Origin of the sequence: Exiguobacterium sp. PHA03 (assembly GCF_041945985.1) — a bacterium.
Classification (GTDB): domain Bacteria; phylum Bacillota; class Bacilli; order Exiguobacteriales; family Exiguobacteriaceae; genus Exiguobacterium_A.
Genome location: NZ_JAUTYQ010000001.1, coordinates 18,189 through 35,024, shown reverse-complemented (window position 1 = coordinate 35,024; position 16,836 = coordinate 18,189). Strand labels below are relative to the sequence as shown.

The 16,836-nt window shown below is 45.2% G+C and carries 20 protein-coding genes; 12 read left to right on the top strand and 8 right to left on the bottom strand.

What is annotated here, in order from left to right; translation table 11 throughout:
• Positions 1–77 precede the first annotated feature (77 nt).
• Positions 78–380 (bottom strand): MerR family transcriptional regulator, encoded by a 303-nt coding sequence (locus tag Q7C19_RS00250; protein ID WP_035409401.1) that lies wholly within the window; start codon positions 378–380, stop codon positions 78–80.
• 117 nt (positions 381–497) lie between these two features.
• Between Q7C19_RS00250 and Q7C19_RS00245 the strand changes: the two genes are divergently transcribed.
• On the top strand, positions 498–1,796 hold the full coding sequence (locus tag Q7C19_RS00245) for an ammonium transporter (RefSeq protein ID WP_035409402.1): 1,299 nt from the start codon (positions 498–500) through the stop codon (positions 1,794–1,796).
• Between the two features lie 62 nt (positions 1,797–1,858).
• Here Q7C19_RS00245 and Q7C19_RS00240 read toward each other — a convergent pair whose 3' ends face one another.
• Complete coding sequence (locus tag Q7C19_RS00240; protein ID WP_290773568.1) at positions 1,859–2,995, bottom strand: ABC transporter permease; 1,137 nt, start codon at positions 2,993–2,995, stop codon at positions 1,859–1,861.
• Entirely contained in the window at positions 2,992–3,726 is a 735-nt protein-coding gene (locus Q7C19_RS00235) for an ABC transporter ATP-binding protein (protein WP_035409404.1), read from the bottom strand. The genes Q7C19_RS00240 and Q7C19_RS00235 overlap by 4 nt, the downstream gene beginning before the upstream one ends.
• 316 nt (positions 3,727–4,042) lie before the next feature.
• On the opposite strand from Q7C19_RS00235, the gene Q7C19_RS00230 reads away from it, so the two are divergent.
• Positions 4,043–4,291 (top strand): GlsB/YeaQ/YmgE family stress response membrane protein, encoded by a 249-nt coding sequence (locus Q7C19_RS00230; protein ID WP_035409405.1) that lies wholly within the window; start codon positions 4,043–4,045, stop codon positions 4,289–4,291.
• 33 nt (positions 4,292–4,324) lie between these two features.
• Positions 4,325–4,576 (top strand): GlsB/YeaQ/YmgE family stress response membrane protein, encoded by a 252-nt coding sequence (locus tag Q7C19_RS00225; RefSeq protein WP_023467348.1) that lies wholly within the window; start codon positions 4,325–4,327, stop codon positions 4,574–4,576.
• Between the two features lie 57 nt (positions 4,577–4,633).
• On the opposite strand, the gene Q7C19_RS00220 is transcribed toward Q7C19_RS00225, so the two are convergent.
• The gene (locus tag Q7C19_RS00220; RefSeq protein ID WP_290786549.1) at positions 4,634–5,686 is read right to left on the bottom strand and encodes a TcaA second domain-containing protein; all 1,053 of its coding nucleotides are present in this window, start codon (positions 5,684–5,686) and stop codon (positions 4,634–4,636) included.
• Positions 5,687–5,816: 130 nt separating this feature from the next.
• On the opposite strand from Q7C19_RS00220, the gene Q7C19_RS00215 reads away from it, so the two are divergent.
• From Q7C19_RS00215 to Q7C19_RS00200, 4 genes are all read left to right on the top strand, one after another.
• The gene (locus Q7C19_RS00215; RefSeq protein WP_290748603.1) at positions 5,817–6,242 is read left to right on the top strand and encodes an HIT family protein; all 426 of its coding nucleotides are present in this window, start codon (positions 5,817–5,819) and stop codon (positions 6,240–6,242) included.
• A 114-nt stretch (positions 6,243–6,356) separates the two neighbouring features.
• Positions 6,357–6,698 (top strand): hypothetical protein, encoded by a 342-nt coding sequence (locus Q7C19_RS00210; protein WP_214856756.1) that lies wholly within the window; start codon positions 6,357–6,359, stop codon positions 6,696–6,698.
• Between the two features lie 83 nt (positions 6,699–6,781).
• On the top strand, positions 6,782–7,351 hold the full coding sequence (locus Q7C19_RS00205) for an HTH-type transcriptional regulator Hpr (protein ID WP_035409411.1): 570 nt from the start codon (positions 6,782–6,784) through the stop codon (positions 7,349–7,351).
• A 265-nt stretch (positions 7,352–7,616) separates the two neighbouring features.
• Complete coding sequence (locus tag Q7C19_RS00200) at positions 7,617–8,531, top strand: peptidylprolyl isomerase (protein ID WP_375091397.1); 915 nt, start codon at positions 7,617–7,619, stop codon at positions 8,529–8,531.
• 61 nt (positions 8,532–8,592) lie between these two features.
• On the opposite strand, the gene namA is transcribed toward Q7C19_RS00200, so the two are convergent.
• Complete coding sequence (namA, locus tag Q7C19_RS00195) at positions 8,593–9,624, bottom strand: NADPH dehydrogenase NamA (RefSeq protein WP_329470203.1); 1,032 nt, start codon at positions 9,622–9,624, stop codon at positions 8,593–8,595.
• A 12-nt stretch (positions 9,625–9,636) separates the two neighbouring features.
• Positions 9,637–10,557, bottom strand: coding sequence for an HD domain-containing protein (locus Q7C19_RS00190; protein WP_029340932.1), 921 nt, complete (start codon positions 10,555–10,557; stop codon positions 9,637–9,639).
• A 104-nt stretch (positions 10,558–10,661) separates the two neighbouring features.
• On the opposite strand from Q7C19_RS00190, the gene Q7C19_RS00185 reads away from it, so the two are divergent.
• The 3 genes from Q7C19_RS00185 to Q7C19_RS00175 all read left to right on the top strand — a co-directional run bounded on the left by Q7C19_RS00185 (position 10,662) and on the right by Q7C19_RS00175 (position 12,980).
• Complete coding sequence (locus Q7C19_RS00185; RefSeq protein WP_290773580.1) at positions 10,662–11,567, top strand: magnesium transporter CorA family protein; 906 nt, start codon at positions 10,662–10,664, stop codon at positions 11,565–11,567.
• A gap of 63 nt (positions 11,568–11,630) precedes the next feature.
• The gene (gene dinB, locus Q7C19_RS00180) at positions 11,631–12,710 is read left to right on the top strand and encodes a DNA polymerase IV (protein ID WP_375091396.1); all 1,080 of its coding nucleotides are present in this window, start codon (positions 11,631–11,633) and stop codon (positions 12,708–12,710) included.
• 57 nt (positions 12,711–12,767) lie between these two features.
• Positions 12,768–12,980, top strand: coding sequence for a YhzD family protein (locus Q7C19_RS00175; protein ID WP_375091395.1), 213 nt, complete (start codon positions 12,768–12,770; stop codon positions 12,978–12,980).
• 53 nt (positions 12,981–13,033) lie between these two features.
• Here Q7C19_RS00175 and Q7C19_RS00170 read toward each other — a convergent pair whose 3' ends face one another.
• Positions 13,034–13,408 (bottom strand): YlbF/YmcA family competence regulator, encoded by a 375-nt coding sequence (locus Q7C19_RS00170; protein ID WP_023467337.1) that lies wholly within the window; start codon positions 13,406–13,408, stop codon positions 13,034–13,036.
• A 20-nt stretch (positions 13,409–13,428) separates the two neighbouring features.
• Positions 13,429–14,565, bottom strand: a complete 1,137-nt coding sequence (locus tag Q7C19_RS00165; protein WP_375091394.1) for a DUF445 family protein — start codon at positions 14,563–14,565, stop codon at positions 13,429–13,431.
• A gap of 78 nt (positions 14,566–14,643) precedes the next feature.
• Between Q7C19_RS00165 and Q7C19_RS00160 the strand changes: the two genes are divergently transcribed.
• Both Q7C19_RS00160 and Q7C19_RS00155 read left to right on the top strand, forming a co-directional pair.
• On the top strand, positions 14,644–15,477 hold the full coding sequence (locus Q7C19_RS00160; RefSeq protein ID WP_056059943.1) for a PucR family transcriptional regulator: 834 nt from the start codon (positions 14,644–14,646) through the stop codon (positions 15,475–15,477).
• Between the two features lie 117 nt (positions 15,478–15,594).
• Entirely contained in the window at positions 15,595–16,701 is a 1,107-nt protein-coding gene (locus Q7C19_RS00155) for an ABC transporter ATP-binding protein (RefSeq protein WP_035409428.1), read from the top strand.
• The last annotated feature ends 135 nt before the right edge of the window (positions 16,702–16,836 follow it).

The following is a 16,836-nucleotide window of genomic DNA, read 5'->3' as shown; positions in this document are numbered from 1 at the left end:
ATTATATCTGAAATTAAGAAGTCTGTGCCAATAAATCGTTTACAAAATGACAGTTCTGTTACCAGTTCATGAAATGTTCACTGTTTCTTGTAAAGACCGAATGCAGCGTTTAACTGACCACGAATTAAGTCAGAACGTTGCTGTTCCGTTACCTTACGTTCTTTTTCTCGAATTTCGTGCGTGCGCCAACCATCCTCGATTTTTTCCGCGACTTCGACGAGTCTCTCGACATCCGTAAACGAATATTTTCGCGTCTTTCCATTTGTCCGTTCTGGAAAGATTAATTTCCGTTCTTCATAGTAACGAATCTGACGTTCTGACAAGCCGGTCAATTCACAGACGATTCCGATCGACATCACCTTTTTTTCGCGGTACTTCATCTTCGTCACTCCTTTCCACAAAAATACCATGTCAGATTTTCTGACACAATACGTTTCTTTGAAAGTATTTCCGTCTAAAGTAAACACATACTTTAAATGGATAAAGGAGGAACGACAATGAAACTGGAACAACTCGCAATTTCAGTCGATACGTTTTATGTCTTATTCGCAGCACTGCTCGTCTTTACGATGCAAATCGGATTCTTACTTCTGGAAACAGGGATGTTACGGGCAAAGAACGCGGGGCACGTCGCTGTTAAACAAATTATCAGCTTCTCAGTTGCCGCTCTCGCCTTTTGGGCTATCGGATTCGGATTGACGTTCGGTGATGGTAACTCCATTATCGGAACAGAAGGATTCTTCTTACATGGAGGATTCAGCAGCCTTGATTGGTCGAACATCACGATTGATGTAAAGTTCCTCTTCCAACTCTCGTTTGTCGCCGTCTCTCTCGCAATCGCTTGGGGCGGATTCGCAGAACGTGCTAAATTATCCGTTTACTTGTTGTTCGGAACGTTTTTCGTTGCTATCATCTATCCGATCATTGCTCGTTCCGTTTGGGCAGGTGGATTCCTTGGTTCGCTCGGAATGCAAGATTTCGCCGGGTCAACGGTCGTCCACTTACAAGGTGGGATTGCTGCACTTGTTGCTGCTTTACTGCTTAAGAAACGAATCGGTGCTGAAAAAACACCGTTGCTTGGACACAATGTCATTTATTCTGTCGTCGGTGCCTTCATCCTCTGGTTATGTTGGTTCGGCTTCAACGCTGGTTCGACATTAACGATTGCCGACGGATTCTTTAGTTACGTTGCTTTGACGACGTTACTCGCGACTGCAGCAGGTGCCCTCGGCGCTCTTGCCATCTCGTTCTGGCACCGTCGCGTCGCAGATATCCCTTCGATCATCAACGGTGTGTTAGCTGCACTCGTTGCCATCACAGCAGCCTGTGCCTTCGTCGAACCATGGGCAGCCGTCGTCATTGGATTCCTTGCTGGTGTGATCACGTATGGAACGAGCATTCTTCTCGCAAGTCGCGTGGATGATCCACTTTGTGCCTTCTCCGTTCATGGCGTCGCTGGTATCTGGGGTACACTCGCAACTGGATTCTTCGCTTCACCTCGACTCGTTGAAATCACAGGTATCGGACAAGCAGGACTCTTCTATGGAGGTGGCTTCACGCAACTCGGTGTTCAAGCTCTTGGTGTCGTCTTTGCTATCGTCATCGTCAGCGTCTTAAGTTATGCTTTCTTAAAAGTCCTCGACCTTACGATCGGACTTCGAATCACACGCGAAGATGAACTCCGTGGTCTTGACGTCGCGGAACATGGTCAAGCTTCTTACGATCTTCCTGCTCCTGTCAGCAAGGAATTGCATATGGTTGAAGAAGAAGATCTATCAAACGAACGTGTCAATTAATGGTTCATAATGAATAAGAGCCTATGCGATGAACATCCATCGCGTAGGCTCTTTCTTGTTTATTATTTTCGAGCATAGTATTCACCAATTACAAGTGCTATGGCTGCCCCACCAACGACATACATGGATCCACTTAAGAAGAATCCAAGTAGCGTCAAAACGATGCATTGACTGATTGCTGCGAAGCGGATGATTTTCCGTTTAGCATGTACGGCATTCCCAAATGGCAATAAGCGAGTCAACAGATGCTGATCGACTGCTTTCGTAAACGGCGCCAATTGAAAACTCGTTAATCCACCAAATGCAGGAATCGCAAGTGCAACGAACCAAACGTTACCGCTCGCCAACCACATGAACACAGCCCCGATCAGTGTTAAACGAACAATCAATCCGATGCCGTCCCCACTCCGGATGAACTGTTTGACATACAAATAATCAAATGTCGTCTGGGCTTGGTACGGAAACCGCTCGACCATGTTACTTAAGAGACGACGGTGTTTATACGTTGCCGATAGATGTGGGACATCGACGAACCAGTTGGCTAGTCGATAAAAACGATCACGTGATTCTCGTTCGAGCGCAATCCATTCACGTAACGGGAGATGATCCTGACGCTTCAGATGAAGGACGATCATTAACAGCAAGGCAACGACGATCGACATCCACGCCATATCGATGATGACGAGTAGTGCTGCTCCAAATGCATACAATAACACTGTTCGATGTGCGATGCCTTCAAGTTTCGACAAATTCGCTGCCGCTCCGAATAGGGCAAGAGCTACGCCCATTAAGACAAGTTCAAACGGTGTCGTCTGTTCTGTCCGAACATAGAGAACAACGACTGCTAGAAACGGAATCACGGCACGAATGATACCAAAAATCGCATTATATGCGCGCACCTGCTGCATGAAACTGGATAACTTCGCTAACACGGGTAATAGAAACACTTGATCCGCCTCGACAAGAAACGTTCGACTTGTCCGGTAGAGCGGCAGAATCAGAAATAAGGCTGCCATGACGAATCGACCTGGAAATGATGGATCGAGTTGGTCGAGGAAACGACCGTAGACGACTAATGCGTATAAAATAACAAAGTAGACGGTGAATAATAGTCCACCATTCGCCATATATCGTGTATATTTCACTGTTTCCGTCATCGCCGCCTGATACCGTTCCTTCCATAAGGACTGGCTATTCATCGTTCTGCCTCCTCGATCGCAGCAACGTACAGATCATCCAGCGTTCCATCTTGTAGTCCATAGCGAGCTCGTAAAGCAGCCGTTGTCCCTTCCGCCGCAATATGTCCTTCATGTAAGAGAACGAATCGGTTGCAGTGGCGCTCGGCTGTCTCCAGGATATGCGTTGACATTAAAATTCCTTTACCGTCCTGCTTGAGTTCACTGAAAATCTGAAGCAACTCTCGGATTGCCAGTGGATCAAGTCCAACGAATGGTTCATCAACGATCAACAATTCACTCCCCGTGACAAGGGCGCACAAGATCATTGCTTTTTGTTTCATCCCTTTTGAGAAGACACTTGGAAACCACTCTAATTGTTTCGTCATCCGAAGACGTTCAGCATAATGATTTGCTCGTTCTATCGCTACTGCTTCTTCGACATCATATCCTTGTGCCATGAGGCGAAGGTGCTCCCGTAACGTTAGTTGTTCATATAACATCGGCTGTTCCGGAATATACGCGACTTGACGACGATACTCGGTTTCGTTCGTCGCTAAATCCAATCTATTGATTCGTACAGATCCCGTTTTGACCGGTAATAGACCGAGGATGTGTTTAATCGTCGTTGATTTCCCCGCACCATTTAAACCGATTAAACCAACGAGTTCCCCTTGATCCACTTCAATATTGATATCATGAAGGACTGTTTTAGATCCGTATCCTCCTGATAAACCCTTGATCTCTAATAACATGTTTGCCACTCCCTTTAAGCTCATCGTAAGGTAGATCTTCTTAGACTTTCTAGCTTCGTGCCTCATTTTTTAAAATATAATGTTTTAATACTTGTTTTTTCGGCAATTACTCTAAGTGTAATCGTTACATCAATATATGAAAACGATTTACATGCAAATCGAAAGTGAAAACGATGAATCGTTCATTTAATCTTTATCAAGTGGTCTAATCTTCTAGTCCTTTCAATGAATGAATGATTTCAATTTTTTCACTTTCACACGTGTTTATAACTGCCTGAAAACAGGTAAAACTAATATGTAGAGGAGTTGTTTAAAAATGGGATTCTTATGGGCATTAATCGTTGGTGGTCTCATCGGTTGGATCGCAAGTTTAATCATTGGAAAAGATGTGCCGGGCGGCATCATCGGTAACATCATCGCTGGTTTCATCGGTTCGATGATTGGTCAAGCTATCTTTGGTTCAATGGGACCAGAAATTGGCGGATTTGCAGTCATTCCGGCTATTCTCGGGGCAGTCATTTTGATCTTCATCGTCTCACTTATTCTCCGGGCAGTACGCAAGTAATCATATATTTTAATCGAAAAGGAGTGTTTTGAAATGGGATTCTTATGGGCATTAATCGTTGGTGGTATTATTGGATGGTTAGCAAGTCTAATTTTAGGTAAAGACGTACCAGGCGGTATCATTGGTAACATCATCGCTGGTTTCGTTGGTGCATTGATTGGTCAAGCATTATTCGGAAATTGGGGTCCAATGGTTGCTGGATTCGCAATCGTACCTGCTTTACTCGGAGCTATTATTCTCATCCTCATTGTATCGTTCATTCTCCGTGCGGTGAATAAACGATAAACAAAAAATCCTCGGACATGATGTCCGAGGATTTTTTATGCGTTAGTTTTTTATACTTTAATCTTTTATTTGTAACCACATGCCATCTTCTCGCTCGAAGACACGTTTTTCCGATCGTAAATTCAACCATTCGAACACGCCTTCGAGAAAGCTAGACGGATATTCCCAAACCGTACCGACGCGCTCTCGCTTCTTTCGTTCTGGTTTTCCGGCGACAGCTTCCAATTCATCTGGAGTTTTATTCAATCGGATTAATAACTCCTCCACCTGTCCCGACTGATAGGTCACTTCATATCCATCGTACCGTGCTCGATTCGCAACTGTCGAATCAGGCGTTCCGAACGCGTTCTCGAATGCGTCGCGCGATTTCCCGAGATAGCTGGTCATCGTATCGATACTTTTTCCAGTTCGCGCTTTCACTTCCGTCTCAAGTAATGTTTTAATATCGACTGCATATTCGTTTGATACAGTCGTATTGAACTGATCAGCTAATTTAAAATCAACTGCCGTGTTTGGTTCATCACCGAGTTGAACGGTTTTTGAGTCCTGAACGGTCTGTCCTGATTGGTCGGCACTCACCTGGACATCATATTCTCCTGGAGAACGCTTGATTTCTAGTGATGTTCCATCCATCGTTCCAATGACTTCCCCGTCTAATGATACTTCTGTTTTAGGGACATCACTTGAAACGATCAGTCGTTGTGGATTCAGATCGAGAGAATACCGGTCATACCAAAGCCATCCATCCTCTTTTTGTAACGTAAATAGATGTGCCTTTACTTGTTTACCAGAGTCTTGATCCTGTTTGACTTGTTTGATGACCCGATCTGTTCGTTCTGATTCAGTCGTCAACCAAGTAATGAGTCGTGTCGCCTCACTCATCGGTAATGGTTTATCGTTCATCATGACTAGTTGTTGGAATCCACGCTGATCCTTTTCCTTCAATAGAGTAGCAAGCCGCTCGTCCGTTTTCTCCATTTTTGCCGCCTCTTGCATGTTGCGCCCAAACCAAAAGGCAACTAACAAAAACAGACAGGCGATGAAGGCGCTACCAATGAGTAAGCGTCGTTTTCGTTTTTTCTGTGCCGTTGAGGCTATTCGTGATGCCATGCACTTCGCTCCTTTTTCTCCATTAGCTGTATGGTCTTAAGTGTATCGGGTTCAAGTTGACTGTCAATCGTGCGGAAGGCGGAAACTTTCCGTATACTAATATTATCTTACCCAAAGGAGTGACTGTTCCATGCAAAAAGAATCATGTATCTTCTGTAAAATCGCTCGCAAAGAAGTCCCTGGTCATATCGTATTTGAGAACGAAACCGTTCTCGCCTTCCTCGACTTGTCACAAGTGACGAAAGGACATACGCTCGTTATCCCAAAACAGCATGCCGATAATATGTATGATCTCTCGCCTGAACAGGCACAGGACGTGTTTGCGACGATTCCGCAAATCAGCCGTGCGCTTCAACAAGAGACAAATGCAGCTGGTATGAACCTTCTATCCAATACAGGAAAAGTAGCGGGTCAATCAGTCTCACACTTCCATTTGCATCTCATTCCTCGTCACGATAAGCAAGACGGATTCGGCGCGAAGTGGGAAGTCCATAACGACGAGTATACGGCAGAAGAATTGGCTGAGCTCGCAAATTCAATCGCTTCGCATATCTAAGGCTGTTCTTTTTCTTCTCTTCTTAGAAAAATATTGCCGAAATAGGTTTCTTTCATTCAATTTTCGGTAAAATAATATGAAACAAATATTTTAATATTAAAAAGGAGGTTTATCATGTCGAAGCGTCCCGCCCGTAACTGGGTCGCTTTTGGTGCTACGCTAACACTTGTGACTTTTTATGGTCTGAAGGCGCTTCGCCAAGGTACGAAAAGCGACTCTTCGAACGGTCATCAACGTCGAAATTCTTATTCTACAATCGTAACGAATGTGCAGGATTTGACCCACGAGGGCAAGAACTTAGTAGAGACAGCAAAAGCGTCTGGTATGCACTTCAAGGAAGAAGTCATGCAGAGCGTCTCGGAATACCAAACGGAAGTCCAAGCATCGCTCACGAAGATCCAGTCTCTCGCTGATGAAGCGAAACAGGAAGCAGACCAGCTTTCTCCACAAAAGTAAGATCCGTTGCTTCGATTTGTTTTTGTATAGTTTGCATTTTGCGCGTTTGAGCCATTGTCACCTTTCGAAAGGATGAGTCAGATATGGAACACGAAAAGTTATATCCTGGACAAGAAGCATTATTGTATAGCCATAAAATTGTCCAATTAAGCAAAGCACTATGGAAAACGGTAGAAAAAGATTGGCAAAATTGGATCAAGCCTTTTGATCTGAACATCAACGAACACCATATTTTATGGATTTCGCATGCCCTAGGTGGTGCCTCGATTTCTGAGATCGCGAAGTATGGTGTCATGCACGTCTCGACGGCATTCAACTTCTCGAAGAAGTTAGAGGACCGCGGATTGTTGACGTTCTCGAAAAAGGAAACCGATAAACGAAATACCTATGTCCAGTTGACACCGGCAGGCGAATCACTTTTACTCGAGACGATCCAAGCATTCCGTCCCGAAGAAAATGGCGTCTTCCGCGCATCACTTCCTCTTCAGGAATTGTACGGTAAGTTCCCAGAACTGACGGATATTTCTGCAATCGTGCGTCGTTTGTACGGAGACAGCTTCATGGACATCTTTGCCGAGACATCGAAGATGATCACGGAAGAAGCAGATCGCCGTCCGCAAGATCCTGTCATGGACTCGATAAAAAAAGCATAAGCATACTATCATCAAAAGCGTTTTAGCCTTCAGCTAGAATGCTTTTTTTAGGTCTTATTTCCTCATGACAGGGACATTACTACTATGTCTCAAGAGCGTTATTTCCCTCACAATTTCCCATAAAAATTATCCTCAACCGACTACCTGGATGTGATAGCATGGAAAAGAGCAAGTATCTCTTGGCATGACAAGATACAGCTGTCAACCAAACGAGAATATGATATGATAAAACGGTTGAAATAAATGGTAAATTAGGGGTGTATGTATGAAAAAGAAATTGTTAGGCGCAGCAGCAGTCGCAAGTGTATTTACGTTAGCAGCATGTGGATCAAATGACGAAGCCGTCATCAATTACAAAGGTGGCGAAGTCAACAAGGCTGACGTCCAAGATGAAGCATACGAAAAAGCTGGTGCTCAAATCGCCTTCCAGCAAACGATGAACAAATTGCTTGAAAAGAAATACGGCAAGGAAGTCACGGACAAAGAAGTCGAAGCAGAAGTCAAGAAAACAAAAGACCAGTTCCCGGATAAAGAGCAGTTCAGCTCAACACTGAAATCTGCTGGAATCAAGAACGAAAAAGAATTCGAAAAAGTACTTCGCACACAAATGCTCTTAACAGAAGCAAAATCTGCGAAATCTAAAGTAACAGATAAAGAAATCCAAGAGCGTTTCGATCAAGAAAAAGTCGAAGTCAAAGCAAGCCATATCCTTGTTGCGAAAGAGTCAGAAGCAAAAGACATCAAAAAGCAATTGGATAAAGGCGCAGACTTCGCGAAACTTGCAAAAGAAAAATCAACAGATACAGGTAGCGGTGCAAAAGGTGGAGACCTCGGGTACTTCACAAAAGGAAAGATGGTCAAGGAATTCGAAGATTACGCGTTCAAGGATGGCGTTGAAGGTAAAATCTCCGATCCGATCAAAACACAGTTCGGCTATCACATCATTAAAGTAGTCGATCGTAAAGAGAAGAAAAACTTCACGCTCGATAAAGAAAAAGCACGTATTAAAAAAGCACTTGCTGAAGAAAAAACAGCACAAGTCAACCCGAACGATATTTATCGTTCACTCATGAAAGAATACAATGTCAAAGTCGAAAACAAAGACTTCAAAGACGCTTTCGATCTAGACAAACAAGAACAACAACAAATGCAACAACAAATGATGCAACAACAGCAATAATCAAAAAAAGGAAGCCGTGAAGGCTTCCTTTTTTACGTTGTTTTTCATAGAGAGTGAAGAATTAGCGAACCGTCCGGATCGGAGCTCGTTCGTATTGCTTCGGCAAGGCGACCGTATCTCCTAGTTCGGCTGCCGCATGATAGACCCAATAAGGTTGGCGAAGAAGTTCACGTGCGAGTAGGACAATATCTGCTCGACCGTTACGGACGATCTCTTCTGCATGAGCTGCTGTCGTAATCAATCCAACCGCTCCTGTTGCCATGCCTGTCTCTCGTTTCAATTCTTCCGCATAGCTGACTTGATAGCCCGGATATACTTCCGGTACAGCATTGGCGACGACAGCACCTGAACTACAATCGAGTAGGTCGATGTTACGTGCTGCTAGTTCTTTCGCAAGTGGAATATAATCCGTCGCTGTCATTCCCCCTGTTGCGTGATCCGCTGCTGAAATCCGGACCCAAATCGAGAGCTGTGAAACTGCTTGAATTCCATCAATGATTTCTAACAACAAGCGCATCCGATTTTCAGTCGATCCGCCGTACTGGTCTTCTCGAATATTGGATAACGGAGAGAGGAACGTGTTCAATAAATAACCATGTGCGCCATGGATTTCAATGAAGTCATATCCTGCTCGTTCCGCTCTTAATGCTGCATCGATGAACTGTTGTTTGATTGTCGCGATTTCCTCAAGTGTCAATGCACGGGGATGCATATACGTATCATCAAACGGTAAAGCGCTCGGTGCGACGGGTGGTTCTGCCGTCGTGCTTTTACGCCCGGCATGGGCCAGTTGGATCCCCGCTTTTGCGCCCGCTGCTTTGACTTGCTGTGCGATTCGTTGTAATCCTTCGATATGTGAATCTGACCAGATCCCAAGGTCCCCAGCTGAAATGCGACCATCTGGCGTGACAGCACTCGCTTCTAAAATGACACCACCAACGCCTCCCATTGCACGGGTTGCATAGTGTGTGACGTGCCAATCCGTCACGAGTCCATCTTCTTTTGCACTGTACATGCACATTGGCGCCATAATGACCCGATTGCGGAATGTCAACGTTCCGAGTTGAACCGTATCAAACAACTTCGTCTTCATCTTTCTTCCCCCTTATAGCTTCGGACGATAGAAAGCACGATTATCTAGTGCAAATGATCGTTCTGAGAACTGTCCCGGTTCGACATATTCAAGAAGACGATCCATCATCGTCATTCGCGCATCGAGGTTATCGATCAAGAACAAGACTTCAGCCTCACGCATTTGTGGTGCTACAGCAGATCCCCATTCCGGTCGTCCATGATGACTTAAGACGAGATGTTGCAAGACAGTCAGTACTTCTGCGTCAATTTGTAATTCTGCTCCGACTTTTTCGAGTTCCGCTACCATCATCGTAATATGACCGACGAGTTTACCAGGCAACGTATATTCCGGTGCAACCGGATCGGATAACTCCTTGATTTTCGCATAATCGTGTAGAATGATGCCACTGATTAGCACGTCACGGTTTAAGGTCGGATAGAGTTGAGCGATTTGATCCGCTAAGCGCAACATCGAAAGGACGTGGTACGACAGTCCCGAGTAAAAGGCATGATGATTCTTGACCGCTGCCGGATGCGTGAAGTAGGCGTCAAATCGTGAAGTGATCAAATGTTTGACGAGCTTTTTCATGTCACTGTTTTGAATCGATTCTACGAACGCGAGTACTTCCGTCTCAATCTGCTCTCGTGGAATAGGTGCTGATTGAACATAGTCCTCGACATTCGTCTCCTCTAGGACCGTAATTTGTTTGAGCTTCAGTTGTGTCCGTCCTCGATAGTCCATGACTTCTCCAGCAGCATGAACGATTGACTTTGGCGCATATTTTTCAAGGTCACTCGTATCCCACATCTTCGTCTCGATTTCGCCTGTCTTATCCGTCAAGATGAGCGTCAGGTATGGTTTTCCATTTGCTGCAATTCCTTTGACTGCTTGCTTGATCATCGCTCGTTGATCGAGCGTTTCTCCAACTGCTAACTTCCCGATTCCTTTCATTCTTGAAACACGTCCTTTATCTGTAAAATAGGTGTCTTTTTTATATTCCATTGACTACACTTAAGGCATATACTATTTCATTCTACTATATGGGAGTCATGAACATGGAACTGGAACCTCAATTTAATTGGTCCCGCTATCTCGATTTAGCTGACTATGAACAAATATTTCCGACGGCTGCCGTCGACCAATCCGAAATGGACTGGATCACGCAGTTGCGATCGAAAGATATGAACTTCACGCGTTCAGAAAAAGGGGTTCTTTATGGTGCTGTCGTCACATGGCAAAACCCTGTCGACAAAAGTGACCGTCGCTCGATTTGCTTTTATGTAACGAAAGAAAAACTGATCACGATCGGATTGTCGGATTCAATCGTGTCCCTAGTCGCACCCTATTCTCCCGCTCATCCATTCGCGGCTTTTTATACGATTCTCGCTTTACAGTTGAATACGTATTTCGCCGGTATCGATCAGTTTGAGACAGAACTGTTTTCAAGACAAGATGAACTACGCGGCAGCATCAATGAAGATTCACTTGATAGCATCTTCGCGCTACGCGACACGATTGAGAACTGGTCCGATTTGATCGTTCCATTTCAAGAACTCGTCATGGCTGGCGAAGAGTCGTTTCTCGAGGAAGAAACGTATCTTGAGGACATTTCCTTGAAACTAGCTACGAAACGTGTCCGCCGTCTGTTGATGCTCATTGAACACTACCAAAAAGACATTGAAGTCCTTCTCGACTTATCAACGACCGTTTCGAACTTCCGAGGAAACGAGATTATGAAGGCATTAACGATCTTTACTGCCGTCGCGACACCGACGATGGCCCTCGGTGCGATTTGGGGGATGAACTTTAAAATCATGCCGGAATTAGACTGGAAATACGGCTACGCCATATCCCTCGGTCTAATCTTTTTATCGACTAGTGGTATCTTTTACTGGATGCGCTGGCGTGGATGGTTAGGCGCTCTTGTGCGTATGCCAAAGAATAGTCGACCAAAAAAATAGATATCAGAACATAAGTTCGTTATACTAATTGTATCATATCCACTGAAAGGAGACGCTTGTCCGATGGAACGAAAAATCATTCATATTGATATGGACGCCTTTTATGCTTCCGTCGAGCAACGCGATCGTCCTCGATTAAAAGGTGTTCCTGTCGTCGTTGGTGGACCGCCTCATGCCCGTGGTGTCGTAGCGACCTGTTCCTATGAAGCACGGAAATACGGTATCCATAGCGCGATGCCTTCAAGACGCGCGTTCCAACTGTGCCCTCGTGCCGTCTTCATTCGTCCTCGTTTTGACGTCTACCGTACCGTCAGTGCGCAAATCATGGAGCTTTTTCGAGAAGTGACACCGCTCGTCGAGCCGCTCTCGCTTGATGAGGCGTATCTTGACGTCACGGAAAATTATTTCGATCAAAAAAGTGCGACGTATATCGCGCAATATATCCTGAAACAAATTAAAGAACGAACGGGTCTGACAGCCTCTGCCGGTGTCTCTAACTCTAAGCTCGTCGCGAAGGTCGCTTCCGGATACGAGAAGCCAAACGGGATGACCGTCGTCCCACCAGAAGAAGTTCTCAATTTCTTGTCTCCATTGAAAATTGGAGATTTACATGGCGTCGGAAAAGTCACGGAACAAGCGTTACGAAAACAAGGGATTGAAACCGTCGCAGATGTCCAAGCAATGCCCGTCGAACAATTGCGGGCTTTGCTTGGACGTGATCGGGGAGCGGAACTACATGCGATGGCGCATGGGATCGATGAACGACCAGTTCGTCCGGAACGCGAGCGAAAATCGATTGGTTCTGAGACTACCTTTGAAGAAGATACCGAGGATATCGATACGATATTTGAGACGTTGATTCGAGAATCAAAATCTGTCATTGCAAGTCTTCAAAAAAAAGAACTCGTCTGCCGAACGATTACGATCAAGTGGAAGACCGACACATTCCAGTCACGTTCGAAACGGCATACGTTTGCAGAAGAGACGGCGGACGAAGAACGATTACTTGAGGAAACAACGAAACTGTTCAATGGCATTACCTTCGATGGACCAATCCGCTTGATTGGTATGACGGTGAGTCACCTCACAGCTCCTCCCGCTGCGAGACAGTTGACGTGGCAGGACTTGGACTTACGCTTGTGAAATGAATAGCGATTCATTATACTGAGTACAAGACCAATCAGACAAGGGGGAACAAGTATGCAGTATACGATTACAGTATTTTCAGATCGTGGTGAAACGTTACTCGATGACGTCTTTGAAGCAGAGACGGATGGTCAGGCACGAGAAGCAGGGATTCGGCGCTTGAATGAAAGCGGTTATGCCCATCATGCAGCTCGCATTACACGTTCAGGTCGTCTCATTCATTTCGAGCGCTCTTACTTACCACGAATCGTTCCTGCTTCATCTTAAACCATACTAAAAAAGGAAGACGCGCTATATCGGCACGTCTTCCTTTTGTTTACTTATTGCACGTCGTCTTGTTGCTCCATCATTGGCGCATAGAGCTCTTCTAACGGCTTCATGATGATTTGTGTGACTTCCGTCAACATCGTGTGCATCCGTTGCTCTTCTTGCATCAGCTGACTGATCAATGGGTTGTTTTGGACTTCAAGCATCTTTGTTTGGGCAGACGCCATATCGTCTGGTGTAATTTCTTCACCCTGCATCTGTTTTTGTTGTAATTCGAGTTGGATGTTACGGAACGATGCGAACAATTCGTTTGATTCCGGATCTGCGTTAACTTGCGTATACAAATCTTTTAATGTCGTGTACTCCGAAGTTTCGCGCAATGCGCGCTCCAGTGTGTACGCGTGATCGTATAAGTTTGTTTCTGCCATGAGTAAAACCTCCAATTTGTTTAGACGAGATAAAGCCCCGCCTGTATCAATCCAATTAAACCACCTAACAACCCTCCAAGCCAAGTGATAGCCCGGAATTCCCGCTTGGAAATCGATAAGACGATTTCCTCGAGATACGCAGTGTCCAGCAAATCGACTTCTTCTCGAACGATCGTTTCGAGGTCGAGCGTCTGTAGGATCTGTCCGATTTGATTCGTCGTCCGTTCGAATAGGTGATCGATGACGACAGGTACATGTTGCTCGAGTAGTTGTGACTCGAGTGGATTCAACCAGATGCGTAACGGTGTAGCAAGCATCGATTCAATCGGTAAACGTGCCATGATTTGTTCTTTGACAGTCTGTCGAATCCGTGACTCGGTCTCTTCTGTCAGATAAGACGACAGCGGACGATCCAGCCCCTTTTGCCATTCCTGACGTAATAAGGCAAGAATGAATTGAGACGTCGACTCTGATTGAAGTACCCGTTTCAGCTCCGGCTGAATCATATCAACGACGTTGACGTTCGCGAGTAACATCCCAAACATCCCACCTCCGAGACGCTGTTGGATAAAACGAGCAACGGTTTCCTCGAGTTGTAGACGTCCTTCTGGTCCGTCAAAGTATGCTTCTGCTTGGTGTAATACGGATGCGACTAGTCGCGGCATGACTTCTTCGATTTTTTGTTCTCCGCTTGCTCCGATCAATTTTCGCACAGATTGCTCCCGCCATTTATTCATCAGACGCGAAAACTCCTGCTCCAAGTGATAACTGATCTTCCCTTGGATCCGTTGTTTTGGTTCATCGATAAAGCGACTGATCCATGCTTCTGTCGTCTCTTCCGAGCGTGTCCATTTCATGACTTCTTGTTCGACGAGACGCGTGACGGCTCCACGAACAGCTGGTGATGCGAGACGTTTCCCGATTCCTTCTGGCGTCAAGAGATGCTTGACGACTGTCCGTCCGAGATTTGCTGCCAGTTCATTCCGTCGTTTTGGAATCAGACCAGGCGTGAATGGTACGCGAAATTTTCCAATGTATTTCGGTTCAAGTGGTCGAAACAACATTCGGATCGCCAAATGGTTCGTGATCGCTCCGATGAGGGCACCGATGATGACGATTCCAACAAGCTTCAACACGAGTAACAAAGTGTCTGACATAAGTTATCATTCCTTCCGATTTTCGACTTATGGTAAAGTCGAGATAGTTAGTTATGTACGATTTAGGAGTGATGCCGTGTGTTACGACAACTGATGACTGTATTCAATGACCAGCTTACGACCGATCCGAATCTGTATTGCCAGGAACAGTATAGCGTATATCGTCTTACAGATGGGCTTTGTTTTGGGATCAAGACGACTGCCATCTCCGACCGTGAACAACAACTGCTTGATGTATTTGCCGAGCGCATCATCACGACGTCGCGGTCAGATATCGATCTATGGCGAGAACGTCTCCAATCTGCTCATGCTGTGGAAGATCGACCATTTCGACTTGTCCACTTTTTATTTAATCCAACTGATGAACGTACGAGTGAGGAAATCCAACAACTGCTCTCCTCTTTCTTTTCGCAGACCAGTACGCTCATTCCTTTCAGTACTCATCGTTTTACGATCATCGAACGAGAAGAATTCGTTATTGAGGCAGAACTACACGATTTATTTTTAGCACTACAATCTGATTTTGTGCTTGATGGTAAGGTGTTGCTTGGTCAACAGCGTGCTACCGGCGACATTGCCGTTCAATTTCAACTCGAACAAGCAGCGCTCACCTTCGTCCCTTCTACGCAAATCGAACGTTTTTTACCTGCCATGACTCGTCTTGCAAGTCTAGATGACCGATATCGAGCAACACTCGTCGATCAGTTCATCCTGTCCCTCGAGCCAGAGTCTCGTGAGACGATCCTCGCTTTTTGCCGAGCTAACTTGAATGTCTCTTTGACAGCAAAACATCTATACTTACATCGGAACAGTCTCCAGTATCGACTTGACCGCTTAACGGAACAGACAGAAATCGATGTTCGGTCGTTTGAAGGGGCCACTTTTCTTTATACCTTGTTACTTGTAGCATGATGCCTAATTGAAAACGTTTGCATTTAGTCAGGTTGTCCATAGGCAGACTACCTGACTTCTTTTATACTATTTCTTGTAAGCGTTATTATTTCATCATTTACTAGGGGGAACTACAACATGGCTGAAATTCGTCTTGAACATATCGATAAAATCTACTCAGGTGATGCAAAAGCGGTTGATGATTTCAATCTGCATATTAAAGATAAGGAATTCATCGTCTTCGTTGGACCATCTGGTTGTGGGAAATCGACGACACTCCGGATGATCGCTGGACTTGAAGAAATCTCAGGTGGAGACTTTATCATCGACGGTAAACGCATGAATGATGTAGCGCCAAAAGATCGCGATATCGCGATGGTCTTCCAAAACTACGCTTTGTATCCACACATGAACGTCTTCGATAACATGGCGTTCGGATTAAAGCTTCGGAAGTTCCCGAAAGATGAAATCAAGCAACGCGTTGATAACGCAGCTCGTATCCTTGGTCTTGAAGAATATCTCGAGCGGAAGCCAAAAGCACTCTCTGGTGGTCAGCGTCAACGGGTCGCGATTGGTCGCGCCATCGTTCGTGATGCTAAAGTCTTCTTAATGGATGAGCCGCTCTCGAACTTGGACGCTAAATTACGTGTACAAATGCGTAAGGAGATCATTCAGTTACACAAACGTCTTGAGACGACGACGATTTACGTCACGCACGATCAGACGGAAGCGATGACGCTTGCGACACGGATCGTCATCATGAAAGCCGGAATCATTCAACAAGTCGGTACGCCGAAGGAAGTCTATGATCACCCGGATAACATGTTCGTTGCTGGATTCATCGGTTCACCATCGATGAACTTCTTGACAGGTAAACTGGCAGAAGACGGTCTCTTCCATGTTTCAGGAACAGAAGAGAAATTCGAAGTACCAGAAGGAAAAATGAAAGTTCTCCGCGACCGCGGTTACACGAATAAAGATCTCGTCCTCGGAATTCGTCCAGAAGACATCCATGCGGAATTGATCTACCAAGACACTAAAACAGCACATCGTTTCCCAGCGCATATCGAAGTTTCTGAATTGATGGGTGCAGAGTCTTATCTCTACTCAAAAGTCGGACAACAAGCATTCACGGCACGTGTCGATTCACGTTCACATGTCGAGATGGGATCACAGCTTGATCTCTTCTTCGATATGACAAAAGCACACTTCTTCGATGCTTCAACAGAAGCAACGATTCGTTAATCACATCATCGATCAGTTATGATGTTTCAGACTGTCCATTTAAGGGCAGTCTTTTTTATTGACAGACGTTCCTGTAACTTTGTATGATACTGCTTGTAGCTTAAAATTAATCCTATTCGAAAACTAGGAATTGAA